The organism is Sivoneniella epilithica UHCC 1019 (assembly GCF_040830845.1).
Taxonomy (GTDB): Bacteria; Cyanobacteriota; Cyanobacteriia; order Leptolyngbyales; family Leptolyngbyaceae; genus ULC077BIN1.
In genome coordinates, this window is record NZ_JBFPDP010000006.1 from 130,095 (window position 1) to 152,720 (window position 22,626).

18 protein-coding genes and 1 pseudogene are annotated in these 22,626 nt (G+C 48.6%); 9 read left to right on the forward strand and 10 right to left on the reverse strand.

Features of this window, described 5'->3' with window-relative positions; all coding sequences use genetic code 11:
• Positions 1–41: 41 nt before the first annotated feature.
• The 5 genes from AB3R30_RS06095 to AB3R30_RS06115 all read right to left on the reverse strand — a co-directional run bounded on the left by AB3R30_RS06095 (position 42) and on the right by AB3R30_RS06115 (position 5,090).
• Positions 42–509 (reverse strand): phage tail protein, encoded by a 468-nt coding sequence (locus tag AB3R30_RS06095; RefSeq protein ID WP_458648262.1) that lies wholly within the window; start codon positions 507–509, stop codon positions 42–44.
• 64 nt (positions 510–573) lie between these two features.
• Positions 574–1,062: a phage tail protein gene (locus AB3R30_RS06100; protein WP_458648263.1), complete on the reverse strand. Its 489-nt coding sequence runs from the start codon at positions 1,060–1,062 to the stop codon at positions 574–576.
• Between the two features lie 125 nt (positions 1,063–1,187).
• Positions 1,188–2,897: a phage tail sheath family protein gene (locus tag AB3R30_RS06105; protein ID WP_458648264.1), complete on the reverse strand. Its 1,710-nt coding sequence runs from the start codon at positions 2,895–2,897 to the stop codon at positions 1,188–1,190.
• Between the two features lie 520 nt (positions 2,898–3,417).
• Positions 3,418–3,792, reverse strand: a complete 375-nt coding sequence (locus AB3R30_RS06110) for a DUF1823 family protein (protein ID WP_458648265.1) — start codon at positions 3,790–3,792, stop codon at positions 3,418–3,420.
• A 131-nt stretch (positions 3,793–3,923) separates the two neighbouring features.
• Positions 3,924–5,090: a ferrochelatase gene (locus AB3R30_RS06115; RefSeq protein WP_458648266.1), complete on the reverse strand. Its 1,167-nt coding sequence runs from the start codon at positions 5,088–5,090 to the stop codon at positions 3,924–3,926.
• 174 nt (positions 5,091–5,264) lie between these two features.
• Between AB3R30_RS06115 and AB3R30_RS06120 the strand changes: the two genes are divergently transcribed.
• Together AB3R30_RS06120 and AB3R30_RS06125 are read left to right on the forward strand one after the other, a co-directional pair.
• Positions 5,265–5,855: a hypothetical protein gene (locus AB3R30_RS06120; RefSeq protein ID WP_458648267.1), complete on the forward strand. Its 591-nt coding sequence runs from the start codon at positions 5,265–5,267 to the stop codon at positions 5,853–5,855.
• Complete coding sequence (locus AB3R30_RS06125; protein ID WP_458648268.1) at positions 5,852–6,124, forward strand: cupin domain-containing protein; 273 nt, start codon at positions 5,852–5,854, stop codon at positions 6,122–6,124. Before AB3R30_RS06120 ends, AB3R30_RS06125 begins: the two co-directional genes overlap by 4 nt.
• A 76-nt stretch (positions 6,125–6,200) precedes the next feature.
• Here the strand turns inward: AB3R30_RS06125 and AB3R30_RS06130 are convergent.
• Positions 6,201–6,802, reverse strand: a pseudogene (locus tag AB3R30_RS06130) (DUF4142 domain-containing protein).
• Positions 6,803–7,143: 341 nt separating this feature from the next.
• On the opposite strand from AB3R30_RS06130, the gene AB3R30_RS06135 reads away from it, so the two are divergent.
• The gene (locus AB3R30_RS06135; protein ID WP_458648269.1) at positions 7,144–7,272 is read left to right on the forward strand and encodes a hypothetical protein; all 129 of its coding nucleotides are present in this window, start codon (positions 7,144–7,146) and stop codon (positions 7,270–7,272) included.
• Positions 7,273–7,314: 42 nt separating this feature from the next.
• Positions 7,315–9,969: an ATP-dependent chaperone ClpB gene (gene clpB / locus AB3R30_RS06140; protein WP_458648270.1), complete on the forward strand. Its 2,655-nt coding sequence runs from the start codon at positions 7,315–7,317 to the stop codon at positions 9,967–9,969.
• Positions 9,970–10,519: 550 nt separating this feature from the next.
• On the opposite strand, the gene AB3R30_RS06145 is transcribed toward clpB, so the two are convergent.
• Positions 10,520–11,089 carry a Uma2 family endonuclease gene (locus AB3R30_RS06145; RefSeq protein WP_458648271.1) on the reverse strand — a complete coding sequence of 190 codons (570 nt, stop codon included), beginning with the start codon at positions 11,087–11,089 and terminating at the stop codon, positions 10,520–10,522.
• Between the two features lie 247 nt (positions 11,090–11,336).
• Here AB3R30_RS06145 and AB3R30_RS06150 point away from each other — a divergent pair, with 247 nt between their 5' ends.
• The 3 genes from AB3R30_RS06150 (at position 11,337) to AB3R30_RS06160 (ending at position 16,191) form a co-directional block, all read left to right on the forward strand.
• The gene (locus AB3R30_RS06150; RefSeq protein WP_458648272.1) at positions 11,337–13,946 is read left to right on the forward strand and encodes a DNA polymerase III subunit alpha; all 2,610 of its coding nucleotides are present in this window, start codon (positions 11,337–11,339) and stop codon (positions 13,944–13,946) included.
• 12 nt (positions 13,947–13,958) lie between these two features.
• On the forward strand, positions 13,959–14,627 hold the full coding sequence (locus tag AB3R30_RS06155) for a Uma2 family endonuclease (RefSeq protein WP_458648273.1): 669 nt from the start codon (positions 13,959–13,961) through the stop codon (positions 14,625–14,627).
• A gap of 127 nt (positions 14,628–14,754) precedes the next feature.
• Positions 14,755–16,191, forward strand: coding sequence for an AAA family ATPase (locus AB3R30_RS06160; protein ID WP_458648274.1), 1,437 nt, complete (start codon positions 14,755–14,757; stop codon positions 16,189–16,191).
• A 115-nt stretch (positions 16,192–16,306) separates the two neighbouring features.
• Here AB3R30_RS06160 and AB3R30_RS06165 read toward each other — a convergent pair whose 3' ends face one another.
• Positions 16,307–16,486 carry a hypothetical protein gene (locus tag AB3R30_RS06165; RefSeq protein ID WP_458648275.1) on the reverse strand — a complete coding sequence of 60 codons (180 nt, stop codon included), beginning with the start codon at positions 16,484–16,486 and terminating at the stop codon, positions 16,307–16,309.
• A 460-nt stretch (positions 16,487–16,946) separates the two neighbouring features.
• Here AB3R30_RS06165 and AB3R30_RS06170 point away from each other — a divergent pair, with 460 nt between their 5' ends.
• Positions 16,947–17,696: a Uma2 family endonuclease gene (locus AB3R30_RS06170; protein ID WP_458648276.1), complete on the forward strand. Its 750-nt coding sequence runs from the start codon at positions 16,947–16,949 to the stop codon at positions 17,694–17,696.
• A 98-nt stretch (positions 17,697–17,794) separates the two neighbouring features.
• Here the strand turns inward: AB3R30_RS06170 and AB3R30_RS06175 are convergent, their stop codons facing one another.
• On the reverse strand, positions 17,795–18,343 hold the full coding sequence (locus tag AB3R30_RS06175) for a cyclic nucleotide-binding domain-containing protein (RefSeq protein WP_458648277.1): 549 nt from the start codon (positions 18,341–18,343) through the stop codon (positions 17,795–17,797).
• A gap of 6 nt (positions 18,344–18,349) precedes the next feature.
• Here AB3R30_RS06175 and AB3R30_RS06180 point away from each other — a divergent pair, with 6 nt between their 5' ends.
• The gene (locus AB3R30_RS06180) at positions 18,350–18,550 is read left to right on the forward strand and encodes a hypothetical protein (protein ID WP_458648278.1); all 201 of its coding nucleotides are present in this window, start codon (positions 18,350–18,352) and stop codon (positions 18,548–18,550) included.
• A gap of 123 nt (positions 18,551–18,673) precedes the next feature.
• Here the strand turns inward: AB3R30_RS06180 and AB3R30_RS06185 are convergent, their stop codons facing one another.
• The gene (locus tag AB3R30_RS06185) at positions 18,674–22,306 is read right to left on the reverse strand and encodes an endonuclease/exonuclease/phosphatase family protein (protein ID WP_458648279.1); all 3,633 of its coding nucleotides are present in this window, start codon (positions 22,304–22,306) and stop codon (positions 18,674–18,676) included.
• Positions 22,307–22,626: the final 320 nt, after the last annotated feature.

The following is a 22,626-nucleotide window of genomic DNA, read 5'->3' on the forward strand; positions in this document are numbered from 1 at the left end:
CAGCAACTCTACAATTCGACACTATGGTTGATAACCCGCCCCTACTTTTTCCGTTCAAAATAGGTGAATCCCAGAGTCACAGTTTCAGTCAGCAAATCTCCACCCCCGGCTGATAAATCTCCAGTGGCATAGCTAGTAGGAAACACGTCTGTTAACTCATACTGAACTTTCTCATTTCCATCGCCATCGTAAATCGCAATTTTTCCCAACTTGCGGCTTTTCCGACCTTCTGCCTTGCCGCCCGAAAGCGCTTCAGCGTGACATTTGTTGTACCAATCCAGCAATTTCTTTGAATCAGCGGTTGCCACACATTCAATCGTAATTTCAGAGCATTCTACGCCGCCGATGGTTGCCTGGGTTTGGGTTTTGCCATCCTTGGTTACGCCAATTGGAGCATCTCCCCCAGCAACAGTCATTTTCATTTGCATTCCGCTGATTTTTTGCACCAGCAAATCGGTTAATCCATCGGTTTCAAAGTAAAACTTGGCATTTGAAATAAATTCTGGCATTGCCTAACTCCCTAGTTTCTATGAAGCATGATTCATTAATAGTGATGTTGATGGTGCTGACTTTTTACGTTTCACGATTCAGGTTTTCGCAGGTGAGGGTGTAGGTTTCCTCAATGTAGTCGTTGCCATTTACATCTAAATCGCCAATTTTGTAGCTAGATGGCCACGCTTCCTTGAGGTTCCAGCGCATCACTTCTTTGCCATCCGTATCATAGGCAGTAATGGAGCCTGTTTTTTTGCTCTCGCCCCACTTGCCCTCGCCTTTTTCAGCCCCTGGAAGACACTTTTTAAACCAGGCATACATTTTTTTGCTGGTGCTGTCGTCGTCTCCACTCATCAGGGTGGAAACATCCAGGGTAAAAAGTCCTTCAAAGCCTGCTGAGTTAATTTGGCGAATGGATTTTCCGCCTTTGGTAGACATCAGCGGTTTGTCTTGTCCTTTAACTTTTGCCTCAAATTTGACCCCGCCGATTTTGCTAAATTGCATATCGGTCATGCCATCAATTTCAAAGTAAAAGTTACTCGCCGAGATCGGTTTTAGTTCTCCAGCCATACGATTAAGCGTCCTCTAAGCCGCAAATAGTTGATGAGTAAGGTGTGTAGTTTTAGGGGACAGATAGGACGATCGCACTTGGAGCAAGCAGTCATGACTGACCCCAAGCGCGATCGCTCAGTTGTCTACTGATTCGGTGCCCACTGGCTAATCCGGAAAATGACAAATTCCGCCGGACGGACGGGACAAATGCCGACTTCAACATACAAACGACCCAGCATCATCGTTTCATTAGTGTTCAATTCGGCATCGCACTTCACATAAAATGCTTCTGCGGCGGAGCCACCAAACAGCGCCCCTTCGCGCCAGAGTCGTTCCAAGAAGTTGCTGACCGTGCGGCTGACCCGCGCCCAGAGGTCTTGATCGTTGGGTTCAAACACCACCCACTGAGTGCCAATTTCGATCGACTTCTCAACGTAGCTAATCAAACGGCGAACGCTGATGTAGCGCCATTGCACGTTATCGGGTTCCACTAAGGTACGAGCGCCCCACACCTTAAAGCCCCGGTTGTAGCTGGCAAAGTTGCGGATGCAGTTGATTCCCACCGGGTTCAGCATTTCTTGTTCGCGCATGTTGGTTTCGTATGCCAAGCCGATCACACCGCGAGGGGTATCGTTTGCAGGCGCTTTGAAGATGCCACGGGTTTCATCGGTGCGGCACCACAGCCCCATCATGTGACCACTGGGCGGCACTAAAATGGGTCTGCCACCATTGCGCGGGTTGGCAACTTTGATCCAGGGGTAATAGAGCGCGCCAAACATCGATCGCCGATTAAATTCACGCAGCCAGTTAAACACATCCTGCGGCTTTTGCTGTTCGGGTGGCACGGCGCGGTTTTCATTTTTGCCCGGTTTCACAGGGGGCGCATCCAGCACCGCCATCCGGTAAGCAGGTCCGGGGAAGGAGTTTTCGCAGAGGCTGACCATCATTTCCATTACGCCGTGAATCTGATCGAGATCCATCAAGCCCTCTTGATAAACCCGCATCAAATCAGGACAGGCGATCATGGCAACTTCGTCTACTTCAAAAATGCCCTGCATTCCAGTTTTGTCGTTACGCGCACCCTGCACATCTCGCGCCAGATTTTCTAGGGGAGAAATATAAGGCGGTGGGGCAATTTCGTAAGAGCCATTGCGAGGGCGACGAGAAAGCGCCTGCCCACTTTGGGAAAGGTTGGCGATCGTCACAAATTCAGACGCTTCGAGAGCAGTGAGGACGTAATCTGCTAAAGCGGTTTCCACCTGCGGATTCATGCTCAGATTATCGTATCGCTCTAGAATTTCGTTGCCATTACGAACCACGACCGAAAAGAACTCACCTGTATTCAGCGGCGGAATGGCATCTTCATCAGCATCGTCATCCAAGGGTTTTGGTTCGCTTTCCAAAATACTGACGGTGATGCGTCCACTGCTAGATGGCAATGCGGGTGCCGCTCCTGCTTCAGGCAGCTTCAAATTAAACATTAACGAGGGCTTGCCGCCGGAAGTGAAGAGTTTGCTTCCAGTTTCTTCAGGGGGTGGCAATTCTGAACCGGGCAACTTGGTGCCAATGCTCACTACCCAACAGCGTCCGCCCCCATTTAAGAACCAACCCTGCACGGCAAAGGGGAGATAGGCATCGAAGTCGGTGTAGCCATCGGAGCCTGGTTTGGAGAACAGTTCCAGATATTGGTTCCAGTTGGTGACAAGCATGGGCTTGAATAACTCTGCATCGCCCCGAACATCTTCAGTGAAACCAACAAATCCAGCAACGCTTAGGCTTACGCCTTCGATCGGGCGACTTCCTCGGTCTACCTCTTCAACATAGACACCAGGAGCAAAATAGTCTAACGCCATGAGTCACAATCCTCGTTTCGGGTAGAGATTGAAAAACTATTGTTGTATTGCTTGTATTGCAATTCGCTACAGAACCAGGGGAGATGCGGAGCAAATAAACAGCCTAGGAACTATTAGGGCTGCAAGCCATTTGAGTGAAAAATGCAAAAGTCTATTAAGACTTAGTGACGATCAATTGAAACTACACCAATTTAGAAAGTAGAATTTGCGATCGCTCAAAATACTCAATAAATCCATTAGCATCCGCTTAAAAATAAGAGATATCAAGAAAGTATTGAACTAGAAACCAACCTCAAAAACTCACTGCCAAAATTGTGTCGCCTAATCGTTCTGATTGTGAACTATGTCTATAGGAAGTTGCCACATTATTCATAATATTTATCGGTTTGCTGAAAACGGCTCTTTTTTGAATAGGCTCGTTTAAGCGACTTAAGTTTAACTAATCGATATGCGACCTGCCAAGAATAATTCAAAGACCGCTCTCTCGCTACAACTGAACGTCTTTTGGCTGAAGTATTCCTTAATCAGCGATCGCGTGGATTTGCATATAGCTGAGCAACCAATTGGCGATCGTGGCACGGCGAGTTTTGCGCGGTACGAGTTCGCTGACGGTATATCCTTGAAACCCCAGTTTTTCTTTTAGTAGCTGTTTATTTGCTGCTGGAATCGATCGCGTCAACTTCACCGTAGGCGGACGGTTTTCAATAAAATCCGGCGGTTCAGGATAAACCTCTTTCCAATCCAGAGCCACTGAACTGGTATCCCATTCACCCGTTGTTTCATTTTGCTGATAGCCCAAACATCGCCACACTAAACGATTCGCCGTCCCATCATCAAGTTCGTCCTTGAGAATTGCCCAGATAGTGGCAGTTGTTAAAGAGGGAAGATCTGGCATAACAGTGAAAGTTTCTGGGTTAGACGACGGAAGACTTTAGTCTAAGTAGTTTTGTTGATTGAAGACTCCCACGTCTTTCAAGCGTGGGAGTGTCAAGGAATTAGTTCGCGGCTATCTTTCGAGCTATGAGTTTAATGCTGATGTCCGTGGTCGTGGCTGTGCCCATGGTCGTGATCGTGGTGATGTCCGTGAGTATGGGGCGCGTGAGCAGGGGCAAGGTTGGGGTTGACGGCGATCGCTTCTGATTCAAACAGCGCCTCAATTTGAGGATTTGCCCAATCCGCAATCATGTCTAGAAACTTGGGATTATCGTTGACACACTCCATTTGTACATAATTGCCCTCTGGATATTTGCGGCTAATTGCTTCAATGATGTGAGCTACATCTAGCAAGGTTTCGTGATTTTCAGTGGCAAACCCAATCGGCATAAAGACCAGCGCTTTAGCCCCCACTGCCATCAAATTCCGGGCTGCCAAATCTGCATTGGGCTGCGTCCATTCAATCAGTGGTGTTTGGTGATTCAGCCAGCCAACAGAAATTAATGGATAACGGTAAATTAGGCGATCGCGCACCAGTTCATACATCGCCTGACTTTCATCAATCCCCGATGTAAAGCCTTTCGCCTTATGAGGGCAGCCGTGATTCATCAGCACAATCCCAATTTGCGAGGGCAAATAAGCCTGCGCCAGTTCTGCCTGAATTTTGTCTTCAACCAATTGTGCCATCAGGTCGATGTAGGCAGGTTGGTTGTAGAACGATGGAATGTAGCGAGTGCCCTTAACCCAGTGTTCGCCGTCATCGGTCAAACTTGCCAATGCCTGGTTAACTTGCTCTACCGCAATGCCGCTGGTAAAAATCGAATCGACCACCAACAACGGATAGATCAGCAGTTTGTCAAAACCTTCAGCTTTCACTTGAGCTAATACTTGCTCTGGCAAAAAGGGCGCACAGAAGTTAAAGGCTTTGAATACTTTGACGCGATCGCCCCACCGCTCCTGCAACTGCTGCTCAATGCCGAGACGCTGCCGCTCAAAAATGGCATTGTGTGGAGAAATGAAGTTGCCATGCTGATGTCCCCACTCGTGCAAATCAAACATTGCCAACAGTTTTGCCAAGGGGGGATAAATCCAGGTCGGCACGGGCGCAAACTTTGCAGTTAACAGGTTCAACGCCTGCTCATTATAGTTCGCAAAGTCTTCGTAGCTTTCCACTTCGCCGTAGCCCATGAGCAAGACGGCAACGCGGCTTGGGGCAGTTGCGATTGGCAAAGTTTGGAGTTTATCAGAAGTAGCGACCACGTAAAATTCCTCGGTAAATCAGACAAAAATGCGTTAGCTAGATCATTACCCTCAGCCCCAACCTTTCTCGCTAGGGAGGAGGGAGCCAAAATAAGATTTTATGATTTCCATAGGCTAACATCCCTATGGGGGGGATGGGCAGCGATGAGGATAAATCACAGATTGCCTTAAACAATGGGAAGCAAACGGGAGAAAATGCAGGTTGTTGTCTGTCCGGGGGTGCATGAGTCGCAGCTAACCGCCTGTTTTATAGAAGGTTTGGGACAGGTCATGGATCTGAATTTGTTTCACTGGTTGGTTTTTCCCACCGATCGCTATCCGGCTTATTCAGGGCTAGATATTCTCCAATGGATGCAGGAACACGTGGAGCAACCTAGGATGAAACCCCCGATCGCCATCATTGCCTTTAGTGCTGGAGTCGCTGGCGCTATCGCAGCAACTCACGCTTGGCAGGCGATCGGGGGCACCATTCAAGTATTCATTGCTCTAGATGGATGGGGTGTCCCTCTCTGGGGAGATTTTCCGATTCATCGGCTTAGTCACGATCACTTTACCCACTGGAGTTCGGCGTTATTGGGTGCCGGACAAGATAGCTTTTATGCTGATCCAGCCGTGGATCATTTGGAACTGTGGCGATCGCCCCACCGGGTTCAGGGGTGGCAACAGCCGATTAATGCCCAACCGACCCGCGCGATCGCGGCATCCTTCATCGCCAGCTTGCTTCATCGCTACAATTTAGAATCTAACTTTTCATCACCGCTATGAACATTAAAGTAGAACACAACCCCAGCCAAAAACGTTTGGAACTGCTGGGTGTTTTCAATTGGGATATTTGGACAAAAGAAACCTCTGAGTTTCCCTGGTATTACGGCAATTCGGAAACCTGCTATTTCTTAGAAGGAGAAGTCATCGTTACACCGAGGGCTAGGCAACCTGTAACCATGGGCAAAGGCGATTTGGTCATCTTTCCGGCTGGCATGGCTTGTACCTGGAACATTCTCAGCGATGTGAAAAAGCACTACCTATTTAGCTAATTGTCACGCCTAGAAACTATAAAAAGCGATCTCATCAGCGGGTTGTTTTTAGAGTGATGGGGTCGTGGGGCGATCGCTACCGTCCAGCAACCATGTTTTCTGCCATACGGAGGTGAGCCGTAATCATGGGAAGTCCTTCACGGGCAAATGCTTTTACGTCTCGATCTTGTCCTTGCTGTAGCACCTTTTGAAAAGTTGCCTGAGTTTTGGCGTGTGCTTGGGTCTGTCCTTGCATATATGCCTGATCAAACTGGGTGCCTGATAGCTTGGTCAATTTGTTTAGCAATGCTTGGTTTTCAGCACCCAAAGTGTGGGTAGCATTATGCCTTTTCGAGCCGCTAGAGGCTTTAGCTTGTTGCTCGATCGCGTGTGTTCTTGGATCATATTCTGAGCAAATTGTCTAACTTGCGCGTTTTGCGATCGCTTCAGCGCCAGTTGACTAGTTTTAATTTCTGTCATATCGCTTTGAGTCGCTTTAGCTAGGAACTGCCGATCAACCGCGTTCAAGGAAGTACCCCGGTTGCCGCCCTGCATTGGGCTTTGTTGCATGGTTTCATTTTGCATCGAGCCGCGTTGCGAACCACTTTGAGCCGAACCCGGAAGGATGGAAGATACAGTAGCAAGGCTAAACATACAGAGGCTTGCTGAAATCAGACGGCGAGGATCAATTAATTTCATGGTTAAATAGCTCACTTAAAAAACAACGCTGGATATTCTGGCGGCTAAAGACTTGTTGCTCCACAGCCCACCCTTGACCAAAGGTTAATCAACCTCATCGGTGTGAACATCCCTACTAAAGAGCGTTATGTTTTTTAACTCACTCGACCCTGAAGAAGTCGGCATTGCTGAATAGAAGCATGATTTTTGACTGTAGGGGTAGGTCTTGTGCCTACCCTGACGGAGATGAAGGGCAACCACAAGGGATTGCCCCTACGAATTTCATATCTCGCTTCAGCAACGCCAAGAAGTCTATGGTAGATCAGCAATGTCAAAGTTTTTGATGATGTCGTTTTTAGGCTTTGACTAACGCTGTTCAAGTAATAGACATGGGCGATCGCGAATGTGAATCGACTCCCTTCCGCTTTGTTAAAAAATTAGCTGCAACGAACTTCAACAACTATCTGTCAACCATTGCTCGGCTATACTGAAAGTCCAGATTATTTAAATTTATACTCAAATCTTTATTCAAAATGCAGCCCACCGACCCGAATAAGTTTACCGACAAAGCATGGGAAGCGATCGTTCAAGCACAGGATGTGGTTCGCCGCTATAAGCATCAACAGCTTGAAGTAGAACATTTGATGATTGCCTTGCTAGAACAAAAAGATGGGCTGGCGGCAAAGGTGTTGAGTAAAGCGGGAGCCGAAACGCAGCGCCTGTTTCAACAGATCGATGATTTTACGAAGCGGCAACCCAAAGTGGCAAGCAGTGAGCAGCTATATTTAGGGCGCAATTTGGATGTGCTGCTCGATCGCGCTGAGGAAGCTCGCATCAAGTTTCAGGATGAGTTCATCTCGGTGGAACATATGCTGATGGGGTTTGTGGTTGATCCACGTTTGGGAATGCGGTTGATGCGAACCTACGAGCTTGATCCCAAAAAGCTAGAAGTGGTTATTAAAGAGGTACGCGGTAGCCAGAAGGTGGTGGATCAAAATCCAGAATCTCGCTATGGGGCGCTGGAAAAATATGGGCGGGATCTGACGGAGCAGGCAAAAGCGGGCAAGATTGATCCGGTGATTGGGCGCGATGAAGAAATTCGCCGCGTGGTGCAGGTGTTGTCTCGTCGGACGAAGAATAACCCAGTATTAATTGGAGAACCGGGAGTCGGCAAAACCGCGATCGCCGAAGGGTTGGCGCAGCGGATCATCAATGGCGATGTGCCGGAATCGTTGAAGAATCGCAAACTGATCGCGCTGGATATGGGGTCATTGATTGCTGGAGCTAAGTATCGCGGGGATTTTGAAGATCGGCTGCGATCGGTTCTCAAAGAAGTGATGAACTCCGATGGGCAAATTGTTTTATTCATCGACGAACTGCATACCGTCATCGGCACGGGTTCCACTCAGGGCGCAATGGATGCGGGGAACCTGCTGAAACCCATGCTGGCGCGGGGCGAACTGCGCTGCATTGGGGCAACGACGATTGATGAATACCGCAAATATATTGAAAAAGATGCGGCATTAGAACGGCGGTTTCAGCAAGTATTGGTGAATGAACCCAGTGTGGAAGATACCATTTCCATTCTGCGAGGCTTGAAAGAACGCTATGAAGTGCATCATGGGGTCAAAATTACCGACTCATCCTTGGTTGCCGCTGCCACTCTGTCATCGCGCTACATTGCCGATCGCTTTTTACCGGATAAGGCGATCGACCTCGTAGACGAAGCGGCTGCCAAATTGAAAATGGAGATTACCTCTAAACCTGTAGAACTGGAAACCATCGATCGCCGCTTGATGCAGCTAGAAATGGAAAAGCTCTCTCTAGAAGGAGAAGGACAACTGGGAATGCTGGCTTCTACCCGCGCCTCCAAAGAGCGACTGGATCGAATTGAGCAAGAAATTATCGATCTGCAAGTCAAGCAAGAAGTTCTTAGCAGCCAGTGGCAGGGCGAAAAGCATGTTCTAGAAGAAATCAAAAAGCTCAAAGAAGAAGAAGACAAACTGCGGGTGCAGATTGAGCAAGCAGAACGCGCCTATGACCTGAATATTGCCGCCCAACTGAAGTATGGCATGTTGGAAAAAGTGCAGCGCGATCGCGAAGCCCAAGAAGCGAAACTCCTAGAAGTACAGGCTCGTGGATCGGCTCTGCTGCGCGAACAAGTTACCGAAGCTGATATCGCCGAAATCGTCGCACGGTGGACGGGCATTCCGGTGAATCGCCTGCTGGAATCAGAGCGACAAAAGCTGTTGCAGTTGGAAACCCATCTGCATGAGCGGGTGATTGGTCAAAACGAAGCAGTGGAAGCGGTTTCTGCCGCTATTCGTCGCGCCCGTGCGGGGATGAAAGATCTCGGTCGTCCGATCGGCTCTTTCTTATTTATGGGACCGACTGGCGTGGGCAAAACCGAACTCGCCCGTGCCCTTGCCCAATTCCTGTTCGACTCAGACGATGCTTTGATTCGGCTGGATATGTCGGAATACATGGAGAAGAATGCGGTGATGCGAGTCGTGGGGTCTCCTCCCGGCTATGTCGATTCGGAAAGAGGCGGACAACTGACTGAGGCGGTTCGTCGCAAACCTTACTCGGTCGTGTTATTGGATGAAATTGAGAAAGCCCATCCGGATGTATTCAATATCTTTCTGCAAATGTTAGATGATGGTCGGATTACAGACGGGCTGGGGCGTACAGCAGATTTCTGCAACACAGTCATTGTGATGACTAGCAACATTGGCAGCGAATTTATCCTGGATGTGTCGGGTGATGACGATCGCTATGAGGAAATGCAAACACGAGTCACTGCTGCCTTACGAAAACACTTCCGTCCCGAATTTCTCAATCGGATTGATGACTTGATCATCTTCCATGCTTTGGGGCGCGACGAACTCAGCCAAATTGTGGGATTACAAATTCTCAAAATTCAGGCGATGCTGTCCGATCAAAAACTGAAACTAGACATTACCCCCGCCGCCCAAGACCACATTGCCGCCGCCGGATACGACCCAACCTATGGGGCGCGTCCCCTGAAACGAGCGATCCAGCGCGAACTGCAAAACCCGATCGCCACCAAAATTTTGGAAAACACCTTCACCGAAGGGGATACTATCCTGATTGATGTAGTCGATGGGGCGCTGACGTTTCACTCAAAACCCGCGATCGCCAAAAGCGAACTTTCGGTGATTAGCTAACTTAACAATAGTTCGGACAGTTTTCAGGGAGAAAATTCAAGCTTTTAGACAAAAAGCTACCTCTGTTTGTAAGGTGCAGATGTTGAAATAAACACCCCAGAGGTAGCAATGAAGACCATTCTACAAGCCCTATTTGCCAAAATGGGGACTTTAGCAAACCGCAACAGAAGTTTCTCTTAACGCTGTTTGGAACGATTATTTTAGTGTGTGGCAAAGTCAACTTCACCAACCTGAGCCGCCGCTACAGTGAGTTGCCCGAGAAAACCTACCGCCGCCAGTACCGCCAGGAGTTTTGCTTCATGGGCTTAAATGTCCATTTTCTTTCACCCTGATAGTGCGACAGCGCGTGGATTGCTAACCACTTAATATACGGAAACTTGCCATATATCACCCCTATTTAGGGCATTATCCAGACATTTTCAGCCTACATCCTCAATTGAGGATGTAGGCTGAAAATGTCTGTACGGTAGATCGATTGGGTGAAGCGTTTAGAAAGGTTTTTTATAGGTTGAGCGATCGCAGCGACCATCCGTCCACCCAACCTATCCAATCACTCAGCGCGAAGTTTGGGCAGCAAATCTCGGATGATCGCGATCGCGTTGGGGAATTGCAAGGGTGAGATAGTGGCATCTTCTCGCAGCACAGTTTCAGTTTGATATCCGTCCTGGCTGGGTGAGCGAAAGACGTGTAATTTGCGTTCCGCTACGTCGAGTACCCAGTAGTCTGCAATGTGCGATCGCGCGTATGCTTTTGCCTTCAAACCGCAGCCTTTCTGAAAGCTAGAATCGGCTACCTCAATTACCAAGTAAACTTCCGATGCGGTGGGATGGTGGTCTGCATAATCCAATGGATCAATCTGCACCACAGCAATATCGGGTTCCGGTTCTGAATAATTATTCAGCCGAATCGGGTCTTGAAAGCGCAGCAACGCTCGATTTCCCAAAAGCTGCCGTAGTAGTTGCTCTGTGCGAGTGACAGCCGATGCATGGGCAGTTCCTTTTGCAGCCATCTTTAGAATGTATCCATCAATTAACTCGACTCGCTCATCGGCATCCAGAATGCCCGCTTCTGCCATTCGGTGATATTCCTGCACAGTGATCAGGCGAAGGTCTGCCAGCATGGATACTCTCCTAAAATGAACGCGGTTCACCCTAAATTTAGTGTATCGTCACGGGTTTGATCGCGCTCAGGAACTCAAGAAAATCGGATATTAGTAATACATCCGTGCTAGATCATAGATAGGATAATTTTTTGATCCACTTGCTCGATTCAAAATCCATATCTAGGGTTGCATCTTATCAAAAACGCTAGTCATAGCGACGCACTTCGAGTATTCTAAACTCGACCTTGCGATCGCCCGAGCCATTATGTCCTTTGTTGGTCTTCATATTCACAGTGATTACAGCCTGCTTGACGGTGCCAGTCAATTACCGGCTTTAATTGATCGCGCCTTAGAACTGGGGATGCCGGCGATCGCCCTGACGGATCATGGGGTGATGTATGGCGCGATCGAACTGCTGAAGGTGTGCAAAGGCAAGAACATTAAGCCAATCATTGGCAATGAAATGTATGTGATCAATGGCGACATTACGAAGCAAGAGCGTCGCCCCAAATATCACCAGGTGGTGCTGGCAAAAAATACTCAGGGTTACAAAAATCTGGTTAAGCTGACCACCATTTCCAACCTGCAAGGCTATCAGGGCAAGGGAATTTTTGCGCGTCCCTGCATCAATAAAGACGTGCTGGAACAATATAAAGAAGGACTAATTGTCACCTCGGCGTGTTTGGGTGGCGAAGTGCCGCAGGCGATTTTGCAACACAAGCCCGAAATTGCTCGGCGGGTTGCCCAGTGGTATAAGGATTTGTTTGGCGAAGATTATTATCTGGAACTTCAAGATCACGGTTCGCCCGAAGACCGGATTGTGAATGTGGAAGTGGTGAAGATTGCCCGTGAGCTAGATATCAAAATTCTGTGTACCAACGATTCTCACTACATTTCCTGTAATGATGTGGAGGCTCACGATGCGCTGTTGTGCATTCAAACGGGCAAGCTGATCTCGGAAGATAAACGTCTGCGCTATAGCGGTACGGAGTATCTGAAATCGGCGGATGAGATGCGGCAATTGTTCCGCGATCACCTAACTGATGAGGTGATTGAAGAGGCGATCGCGACCACGATAGAAGTCGCAAACAAGGTAGAACCTTACGAAATTATGGGAATCCCGCGCATTCCCAACTATTCCATCCCGGAGGGCTACACCCACGATGAATATCTAGTCGAAATTTCCTGGGAAGGCTTGTTGTGGCGGCGGGAATGTACCTCGCGCGATCAAATTACGGATGAGTATCGCGATCGCCTGGTTTATGAACTCCAGATCATGCAGCAGATGGGGTTTGCCACCTACTTTCTTGTGGTGTGGGATTACATCAAATATGCCCGTGACAATGCCATTCCCGTAGGACCGGGACGCGGTTCGGCGGCGGGTTCTCTGGTTGCCTATGCCTTGGGCATCACCAACATTGATCCGGTGCATCACGGCTTACTGTTCGAGCGCTTCCTCAACCCTGAACGCAAATCCATGCCGGATATTGACACCGACTTTTGCATCGATCGCCGGGAAGAAGTGATCGAATATGTCACCGAAAAATATGGCAGCGATCGCGTTGCCCAAATCATTACTTACAACCGCATGACTTCCAAGGCGGTGCTAAAAGATGTGGCGCGAGTGCTGAACGTGCCCTATGGCGAGAGCGATCGCATGACCAAAATGATTCCAGTCGTGCGCGGCAAACCCGTCAAGCTGAAGGTGATGATTTCTGATGAAACACCCGCCCCGGAATTCAAAGAAAAATATCACAAAAACCTGACTGTTCCCGGCACCGATCCCGCCATTAGCTTTCGCCGCTGGATCGACATGGCAATCCGAATTGAGGGCACCAACAAAAGCGTTGGCATTCACGCGGCTGGAGTGGTGATCTCCTCCGACCCGCTGGATGAAATTGTGCCGCTTCAGCGAAATGCTGACGGAGCCGTGTTTACTCAGTACTACATGGAAGATATCGAAGCCCTCGGTCTTCTAAAAATGGACTTTTTGGGGCTGAAAAACCTGACGATGATTCAAAAAGCGATCGAACTAATCGCGCTGACGGGCAAACCCGCGATCGACCTGGATCATTTGCCGCTTGACGATCCCAATACTTACAAGCTGCTGGCTAAGGGCGATTTAGAAGGTATCTTTCAGTTGGAATCATCGGGAATGCGGCAAATTGTGCGCGACCTGAAGCCTTCTAGCCTAGAAGATATTTCTTCCGTGCTGGCGCTCTATCGTCCGGGTCCATTGGATGCTGGCTTGATTCCCAAATTTATCAACCGCAAACACGGGCGCGAAAAAATCGACTATCCCCATCAGATCCTGGAGCCAATTCTCAACGAAACCTACGGCATCATGGTCTACCAAGAGCAGATCATGAAAATCGCCCAAGACATGGGCGGTTACTCCTTGGGACAAGCCGACCTGCTGCGGCGGGCGATGGGTAAAAAGAAAAAATCTGAGATGGAAAAGCATCAGGAACTCTTTGTGCAGGGTGCAGAAAAAAAAGATGTGAAAGCCAAAGTTGCCACGGATTTGTGGGAGACAATGGTGCAGTTTGCGGAATATTGCCTCAGTGCCGATACGCTGGTTCTGACGGTGGAATATGGCGCGATCGCGATCAGTGAAATCGTCGAGAAACAATTAGCCTGCACGGTTTACAGCGTTGATGCAAACGGGTTTGTTTATACTCAGGCGATCGCTCAATGGCACGATCGCGGCACTCAAACTCTATTTGAATATCAGCTTGACGACGGCACTACCCTCCGCGCCACACCCGATCACCAATTCATGACCACCGACGGCACCATGCAGCCAATTGGTACGATATTTGAAAGAGGTTTAGATCTGCTCAAAGTCAACGCCAACATTCCCGTTCCTATCTAACTGGAGGCTGTCATGGTTAGCACTGCACCGGATACTCAACAAACCGCGATTCGTAAAACGATCCCTGCGGGAATCGCACTTAAAGGGGAGCAGCGTGTAGTGATTCATGGCGTGACTTGGGAAGGTTACCTGCAAATTTTGGATGCGCTGCCCCAATCTCGCAGCACCCGTCTAATCTATGACGAAGGAACCCTCGAATTCACCATGCCAACCGAAGATCATGACTTTTCAGGACGAATGATTGGGCTATTCATTCGCGTTTTAGTTCGCGGATTCGGCAAGAAAATTAAAACGATGGGATCAACCACGCTCAATTTTCCAGGATTGAAAAAAGGCGCTGAACCCGACGAAGCGTTTTATATTCAGAATCAGCCGCTTGTGTCAGGCAGAAATGTTGATCTGGAGGCAGATCCAGCCCCTGATCTGATTGTGGAAGTGGATATTACTAACACCGATATTGATAAAAATCGGCTCTATGCCAGCATGAATGTACCTGAATTTTGGCGATTTGATGGTCGCATTCTTCGCATTTATCAACTACAAAACCAGGAATATGTTGAAGTAGAATCTAGCCCTACCTTTCCCACAGTTCCTAAAGAGTGGCTCTACGATTTTTTGGAACAATGCCGTCAAGATGAACTTGCGGCTGAAGATGCTTTACGAGATCGCCTACGCCAGTAGTAATCATACTCATTCCAAGCAAACATTCTCGAAGATGCCATAAAAAGTACGATTGCCCCTTTGACAAGGGAGTTTCTTGGGCTTTGAGGGAATACTGACCAAGGCAGCTATAACTAGGGATTAAGCCATGTCTGAGGTAATGTCACAAGGGATTGAGGAATTTAAGGCTCAGAACTACGCAGAAGCGATCGAGTCCTTTACCACAATCATTAAGACTGAATCAGAACCATCAGAAGCTTATTCTTGGCGTGCTTGGAGCTACTATCAACAAGAAGAATATACCCAGACAATTTTAGACTGCACAGAATCTATTAATTTGAATTCATCGGATTTTGCCTACTGGGTACGCGGAAAAGCTTATGAAGGGCTGGGAGAATTACAGGCAGCGATCGCTGATTTCACAACATCAATCGTTCTGTCGCCATCAGATGCGACTAGTTATTTTCCTCGTGCTTTTGTTTGGGAAAAGCTAGGTCGCTTTGATCAAGCTATTGCAGATTACACAACTACTCTAGAGCTTGATCCAGGCAATACACATGCTTTGGGATTTCGAGCTTTTGCTTATCAAGAATTCAGCATGGATGCTGAAGCCCTCACAGATTTACTTCAACTGCGAGACATTGAGCCTGAGCGCGATGGGTTAGATGAACAAATTCAGGCTATCCAGGATCGTTTGGGCGATCGCTATCAATCTGTACCTGCTGAAAGTACCAATTCTGAAGCTGTCGAAACTCTAGAATCATTGCTAACAAAGTTAGATCAATTGACCGGGTTGCCCAACGTTAAAGCAGAAGTGAAAAAATTAGTTAACTTGGTACGGGTGCAACAACTTCGTCGGGAACGGGGTTTAGCAACTCCCCCTTTGTCTATGCATCTAGTTTTCACAGGAAATCCTGGAACAGGCAAGACAACCGTTGCTCGATTGATTTCACGAATATACAAAGCTTTGGGGTTACTTTCAAAAGGTCATTTAGTTGAAGTAGATCGCTCTGGCTTAGTGGCAGGGTTTGTTGGGCAAACTGCGTTAAAAGTGACAGATGTCGTTACTAAGGCAAAAGGCGGAATACTCTTTATCGACGAAGCTTACACATTAGTTGCAGCAAGTGGGAGTAACGGCGATTTTGGGCAGGAGGCAATCGATACCCTACTAAAATCAATGGAAGACTACCGTGATGATTTTGTAGTAATCGTAGCAGGTTATCCAGAACAGATGACAGCGTTTTTAACGTCTAATCCTGGCTTAAAATCTCGATTTAATAAGTACGTTGCCTTTGAGGACTACACAATCAATGAACTATGTGAAATCCTGGATAACCTATGTATATCCTCCGGCTATTTTATGAATGAGTCAGCAACTTATTATTCTGTTGAACTGATGCATGATTTAGTGAATCGTTGCCCAACAACATTTGGTAATGCGCGGGGAGTACGTAATTTGTTTGAACAGGTAATCTCTGCTCAAGCTAGCCGAGTTATAGAACTTGAAGATCCCAGCGAAATTGATTTATGTACTTTGGATGCAGCGGACTTTATCGCTACTCCTCTAGTTCTTGCTGCTTCATAAAGTGATACTGAGAACCTTGAGCCAACACTGGCGATTGGCAAATACTGTGATAACCCAAACCCTTGTCCGTTCACGCAAGCTTGCTGGCAGCACGTCCCAGAAATCTCCATCTTCACTATCCCTCGCCTAGACTGGAAGAAAAAAGACGCGCTGCTGGCTCAAGGGGTGCTGGCGATCGCCGATCTGCCATCCACCTACCCTCTGTCAGAAAACCAGCGTACTTACGTTGATAGCGTACTGAACAATAGCCTGCTGTGGATACAGCGGCGATCGCTGCCAGCCTCGCCGAACTCACCTATCCCATTCACTTTTCTCAGCACTAACAAGCTAAAGCACTGAACCGTCGGATTGAAAGGCTTCAGAAAAGCGACAGGTAATTTGTTAAATCGTTTATCCACAGATTTTAGCAAGGGTGTCAAATCACGACATCTATTTTGTTAAATTCGAGGATGGCGACATCTAATGTGTGATTGGGATGAATTAAGGCTTCGCTTTTCTAAAAAGTTGTAAGCTCTGTAGCTCATGGTTTTCAGTCATTCAAAAGAGAGTGACACTAATTTGTTATGAGGACAAATAAAGTGTTACTCGACATTCTTACAGTTCGTCCGCTAAAAGACTAGAACGCTTTGCTGCAAACCGCTGGCTTAGAAAAATTGGCGGCAAAACCACTCATTCAGTGCTGTCAGCCCAAGTTCTAAGGTCAAGCTGATCGATCCCCGCTACACTGAGAAAGTCTTGGTCTTGAGGTCACTGCGATGGTTGCCACTCCCAATCCTCCGATTCGCCGCCGTCCCGAACTGATTATCACTTGGGAAAAGCCCCCCGCCGACTTTGTACTGGATGATACGCCCGTGGAAAATACTGGACAACCTCTGATCGCAGGCGCATTGCGGGAAAGTTTAGAACTTGCTGGGCGGATTCAGTTAGAGAACTTGATTGCTTCAAACTTTGGTTTGTGTACCAAAATTAGCGGTGAATTGACCCTAAAAGCTCCAGACTGGCTCTATGTGCCCAGAGTGAAACAACCCGGTCTACCCCGTCAAAGCTACACGCCTTATATAGAGGGTGAGATTCCCAGTATTGTCATGGAGTTTTTGTCTGCGACGGATGGTGGTGAATATTCAATTCGCCAAATTCCTCCGGTAGGCAAGTGGTTTTTCTATGAGCAAGTCTTGAAGATACCGACCTATGTGATATTTGAGCCAGATGGAGGATTATTAGAAGTCCACCGCTTGGAAGGCGATCGCTATCAGTTAGAGCAGCCCGATGAAGAAGGTCGCCACTGGTGTGAGGATCTGAAGCTATTTTTGGGCACTTGGCGCGGGGAGAAAGAAGGGCGAGACGGCTATTGGCTGCGCTGGTGGGATGAGGCAGGGCAATTGCTCCTTTGGGGAATGGAGTTAGTAGAACAGGAACGCCAAAAGGCAGAACAGGAACGGCAACGAGTCGATCGCCTCGCAGAATTGCTGCGATCTCAGGGGATTGACCCAGACGCGATCGACTAAAGCGGCTATCTACCAACGAAGACTTTATTTCCTTGAAAAGCTTGACCAGTACGCTGATAGCTAGCCATACAAAAGAGCGAAGACAATAACCGCCACCTTTAATTATCCTTCAACCGTCGTAGCAACCAGTCTAGGCGCGTCTTTGCCAGTTCGACACTTTCTAGGGCATCTTTTGCTAACTCGCTAACGGGCAGTTCGTGATTCAGGTTGCCAGATTGAGGTTTATCTCGATTTTGGAGTTGATTCACCGTGAGGCGCATCCGGCTAGAAAGACAAATTGCCAAGGCTCGATAAAACCGTGCGGCAAAGCCAATATCAAACTTGAGGCGATCGGCTAGTTTTTCTCTGGAAATGCATAAAACTAGGGCTTCCCCTTTCGCAGAAACGGTGGCGGAAGGGGGGCGCGTATCCACGAAAGACATCTCTCCCACAATATCGCCGCTGAGAAGATTGGCAATTTCGCGCCCTTGGGTGGCGGCAGTGGTGACGCTGAGGGTTCCTTCCAGCAAAATAAAGAGAGTGTTAATGGGGATGCCTTCGTCAATCAATATGGTGCCTGCGGGCATGTTTTCGCGAGTCCCCGTGGCTAGCATCCAATCAATATCATCGTCATCCAGTTCTCCTAAAAGGAATAATACTGTTTTCATGGGACATTGCCTCACCTTCCCAAAACTGTTGGGTTCGTTCTTACTTCCGCGATTCTTTCTGTTTTAACCGATCTTACAGGTGTGGGCTGGTTTGCTGCTGATAACTTTGGCGATCGCATAGTATTTTGGTACGTGTTTAGTGTTTTGGATAACAGCTTTAGACAACAAAAAACCGAGAAGTTTTATACTCCTCGGTTTGATCAGTGAGAAAGATTACCTTAGACGGCTGTCAAGTTCGTCATCCGAAAGCTCTTCTTCCCATAAGACGGGTAGTGGTTGTATCCCACTGATACAGCCCCAAAACGGCGATTTTTGATGAGAGAAGTTTGATTAAACGGTTGTAAAGTCCGTAGCCGTAAGACTACTAGCCTGAATCCCGTTGAGTACCGCCAGAATGTTGGTGCTGCCGGTTTGGCTAATTAAGGTATCCGTGGCGTTTGTGCCGATGCCTTGGGCAAAGGTGAGTCTGCCAAAGGTTAAGCCACCCGATAGAGCAATCTTGTCTTGCCCACTGGTGAAGTCGGTGATAGTGTCGGTGCCAGCGAAGGGGGAAAGCACGAAGGTATCTGCGCCAATGCCGCCTGTAAGCGTATTTCTACCTGCGCCGCCAAACAGTAGATCATCGCCTGCCCCCCCGTTCAGCACATCATTGCCTGCATCTGCACTGTTAACAACACCTGTCAGGTTCACAGAGCGGAAGGTGAATTTGCCCATATCTCCTTGGATGACCAATTGGTCAAACACTGAGTCAGACTCAAAGTTGAATGATGAAGTTGTGAAGGATTCGCGATCGACTTCAGTGCCATTCTTCAGCGCGATGATCGTTGCCTGGGAGCCTGGATCAAAGCGGTTCAGGACAATGTTGGCTCCTAGGGCGCTGTCATAGTCGGTTTGGGCTAGAATCTCGATGTTGAACTGTTCGCCACCTTCAATTCGTTTGCGAAGGGCTGTGTTGGCACGGCGATCGCCCTCATCTTGAATACCAATCCCTTCGCCCTGATCCACCCAAGTCTGAGCAGCATTGCCATTGGCATCGAGTGCAGTAAACTTGAGGCTGCCGAACGTGTCGGGAAGTTGCCCATTTTGCCTCAGTCGTTCCGTAATCGCGGTGCCCGTCCCTTCCTTAAACTCTAGTGTTAACCGGGAAGGCTGCAATTGCAGGAAAAGATTGGTGGTGAATGCAGCGATCGCGCTGTCTCCGTACAACATATCATTGCCACCTTGACCGTTAATTTGGTCATTGCCAGCACCGCCTGCGATCGTGTCGTTGCCTGCTCCACCGGCGAGAGTATCATTGCCAGATGTGCCGTTGATCACCTGGTTTAAAGGAGCTAAATTAAACCGCGCCAGAACGGGATCATGGTCGCTGATCTGATCCGCAAACTCAGAGTTGATATGAACGACATCGAACCCATCTAGCTTTGTCAACAGGCTATTGCTGACCAAGATGTGATCAAGCACTTGAGCATTACCCTCAAAGTTGTAGGTGTAGCGCTCGTTTTGAGGCAGGGTTTCAATCAGCGTGTTCAGTCCGCCGCTTTCTAAAATGGTGACGGGGTTGGAAAATTCAAAGTCGTTGATGTCACCTGCCACAATCACATTGGCGCTGGGATTGGGCGTGAGAATCCCTTGAACAAAATCACGCACAATTGTTGCCTGCTGATTGCGCTGGATTTCGCTGGTCAATGTGGGCGGCTGATTGGGTCCAAACAAGGGCTGATCGCCACCCTTAGAGTTGAAGTGGTTGCCAATTACCGTCACGTCCTGCCCGTTGAATTGGAAGGTGCCCACGAGAGGTTTACGGCTGCTTTGAAAAGCATTGCCATCGCTGAGGTCGGTGTCAGTGAGGCGCTGCAAAGAGCCTTCCACGAAGCTGACCCGATTGGGGTTGAACAGAAAGCCTACTCGAATGTTGCCGCCCGGTTGACCGCCATCTTGATCATCCACAGGATTGAGTTGACGAAATTCGTAGGTGGGTCCGCCTGCTGCTGCGATCGCGTCAATCAAGATCTGGAAGGTGATGTTGGCATCAACCACGCTGTCGTTAGTGGCACCATTGTTGTCCTGAATCTCTTCCAAATTCAGAATATCGGGTGCTTTCAGGTTATTGACAATGGCGCTAGCTAGAGCATTGAACTGCGCTGCCCCATCGTTGGGGTCTAGGTTCTCCACGTTGAAGGTGGCAACGGTAAGCTGATTTGCGCTAGCCGTCAAATTCGTCACTTCTCGCTGCAACTCGCCGGGTGTAACAGTGGGCAACGCTTGGGTATTTAGCAGTTTGAAGTTACTAAAGCTGTAATCCAGTACGCCGACGATCGCCCCGTTAAAGGTATCGCCTACATTCACCTGGGGTTCACTGGAGATAATGGCATCATCAATGATGATCCGCTCTGGGTTAAAGTCGCCGGGTTGAATCACAATACCGCCCCGTGCCGTGCGGGTGCCTGCGTTCGCGCCGTTGTCTGCCAAAACTGGAATTTCGCCAAAGCTGTTGGTCGGACCCACCGCGATCGCGTTGTTCACCTGCACCAACATGCTTTCCAGACTTTCATAGAAGTCAATGCCGTCTTCCGCCGGATCAAACACCGTGCCAGCATTTTCGACGTTTCCACCTGCGGCATCATTGCTGATAATTTGGGTGGGAATGGCACGTCCACCGTTGCCCAAAACCGTCGCAACAGGCAACGCATTTCCACTGGAGAGCTTTGTTATTGTTGGGCTGATGAGTTGAGTCAGGCTGAGATTATTGGTGCCGCCAGACCCGCCAGGGCGAAACTCGCTCACGGTGCCGTTAACGACGATGGCATCGCCCACCGCTACCGGGGGTGCCGAACTGGTAAAGACAAAAATTGCTTCGGAGGTCGCATCGTTGGTATCAGGGTTAGGATCTTGTAGATAAAACCCGTTGGAGCGAACAACCGTGACAATGCCTGGAACTGCCGTTACGGTTTGACCCAATAGCGGCGATCTGTGGGCTGCTCCTTGAATATCATGAATGCGGGTCGTGCTGGGCGCGATGTCGTTGTCAGTCACCGTTAAGCTGGCAGTGCCGCTGGTGAATCCGGTTGCTGCCGCCGTCACGGTTACCGTTTGGGAACCATCTACTATGGTGTCTTCAACTGCCGCGATCGCAAAGGTTGCCGAGGCTTGTCCGGCTAAAATTTCTACGGTGGTAGACACCGTCGCTTCACTGGAGTCACTACTGCTCAGGGTTACCGTCACCGCGTTAGTCGTGCTGCCCGTGCGCGTAACCGTTCCTGTTGCTGCCGTCGTCCCCGCGCCCTCAGAAAAGGAGGTGGGAGTAGCCGTAATGCTTAACGCTGCAACGGTTGGAGCGCCAACTCGTAAACTCTCGATGTAGCTTGTATTTGTGCCTCCGTTGGCTTGCCCTGGAGTGGTTGAGGCTAAAGGAATGCCAGTTGTCCAGTTTGCTGTGTTGGTTGCGCCCGCCAAGTCAGAGTTAAGCGCATAACCCGTGTTATTCACGCTGCTGCCAAAGTTGACGGTTGCAGCACTTGTAAAGGCACCTGTCGCGGTTCCAATATCAACTGCAAACCCATCCGCAGAAATGGTGGCACCCGTATTGGCGGTATCAATCCAAACTACGTCGTCACCAGCAATATCGCCGTTGTTGCCAGAATTGGCGTTGGGCAGGAAGGAACCGCCTAAATTGAGGGAAATGTTCCAATCGCCGCCATTTGGATTGTAGGACGTGTTTTGAGCAAAGGCAGTTGTCCCCCCCACCGTGATCAGGGTGCCTGCCTTAAATACGGGCGCGATCGCCTCCAGATTGATGAAATCATAGGCAGAAAACTTAGTGGCTTTGCTGCTGGTTGAGTCGCCCACGAAAAATGAATTCAGTTGAGTCGCAGTTAAATCTTCTGTCAACAACAGTTCAATAAATTCATCACCCGTCGTTAAGGTACTTCCTCGGTAGAATTCATTGATAATCAGCTTGGGCATAAAACCTCGTGTGCAGAATGAACGAAAAAAAGGTTACTGGCTAACTTCAGAAAATTCACGGAATTAGTCGGTAATTATTTAGCTGCCGATTACCATAAATCCCACAAAAACTTTAAGAACTCTTCAACGCAGCATTAAAAAGCCAGTGATTATACTGAATTTTTATAATTGTGGAAAGAGGAAAAAGTGGGCAGAAGCATGATTAAGAAAGACTTGTTGTAAGATCTTTGGGCTGTCTGGTTTGGATAAAATAATTTTAGAAAGTGTTTGAGAAGCACCAAACTGCCATACGGTGGCTAGCTTCTTGAGAGTACGGAGTA

Excerpts from the sequence above, each read along its gene's own strand:
- AB3R30_RS06095 (WP_458648262.1), bottom strand. The coding sequence starts at position 509 with ATGCCAGAATTTATTTCAAATGCCAAGTTTTACTTTGAAACCGATGGA.
- AB3R30_RS06100 (WP_458648263.1), bottom strand. The coding sequence starts at position 1,062 with ATGGCTGGAGAACTAAAACCGATCTCGGCGAGTAACTTTTACTTTGAA.
- AB3R30_RS06105 (WP_458648264.1), bottom strand. The coding sequence starts at position 2,897 with ATGGCGTTAGACTATTTTGCTCCTGGTGTCTATGTTGAAGAGGTAGAC.
- AB3R30_RS06110 (WP_458648265.1), bottom strand. The coding sequence starts at position 3,792 with ATGCCAGATCTTCCCTCTTTAACAACTGCCACTATCTGGGCAATTCTC.
- AB3R30_RS06120 (WP_458648267.1), top strand. The coding sequence starts at position 5,265 with ATGGGAAGCAAACGGGAGAAAATGCAGGTTGTTGTCTGTCCGGGGGTG.
- AB3R30_RS06125 (WP_458648268.1), top strand. The coding sequence starts at position 5,852 with ATGAACATTAAAGTAGAACACAACCCCAGCCAAAAACGTTTGGAACTG.
- clpB (WP_458648270.1), top strand. The coding sequence starts at position 7,315 with ATGCAGCCCACCGACCCGAATAAGTTTACCGACAAAGCATGGGAAGCG.
- AB3R30_RS06145 (WP_458648271.1), bottom strand. The coding sequence starts at position 11,089 with ATGCTGGCAGACCTTCGCCTGATCACTGTGCAGGAATATCACCGAATG.
- AB3R30_RS06150 (WP_458648272.1), top strand. The coding sequence starts at position 11,337 with ATGTCCTTTGTTGGTCTTCATATTCACAGTGATTACAGCCTGCTTGAC.
- AB3R30_RS06155 (WP_458648273.1), top strand. The coding sequence starts at position 13,959 with ATGGTTAGCACTGCACCGGATACTCAACAAACCGCGATTCGTAAAACG.
- AB3R30_RS06160 (WP_458648274.1), top strand. The coding sequence starts at position 14,755 with ATGTCTGAGGTAATGTCACAAGGGATTGAGGAATTTAAGGCTCAGAAC.
- AB3R30_RS06170 (WP_458648276.1), top strand. The coding sequence starts at position 16,947 with ATGGTTGCCACTCCCAATCCTCCGATTCGCCGCCGTCCCGAACTGATT.
- AB3R30_RS06175 (WP_458648277.1), bottom strand. The coding sequence starts at position 18,343 with ATGAAAACAGTATTATTCCTTTTAGGAGAACTGGATGACGATGATATT.
- AB3R30_RS06185 (WP_458648279.1), bottom strand. The coding sequence starts at position 22,306 with ATGCCCAAGCTGATTATCAATGAATTCTACCGAGGAAGTACCTTAACG.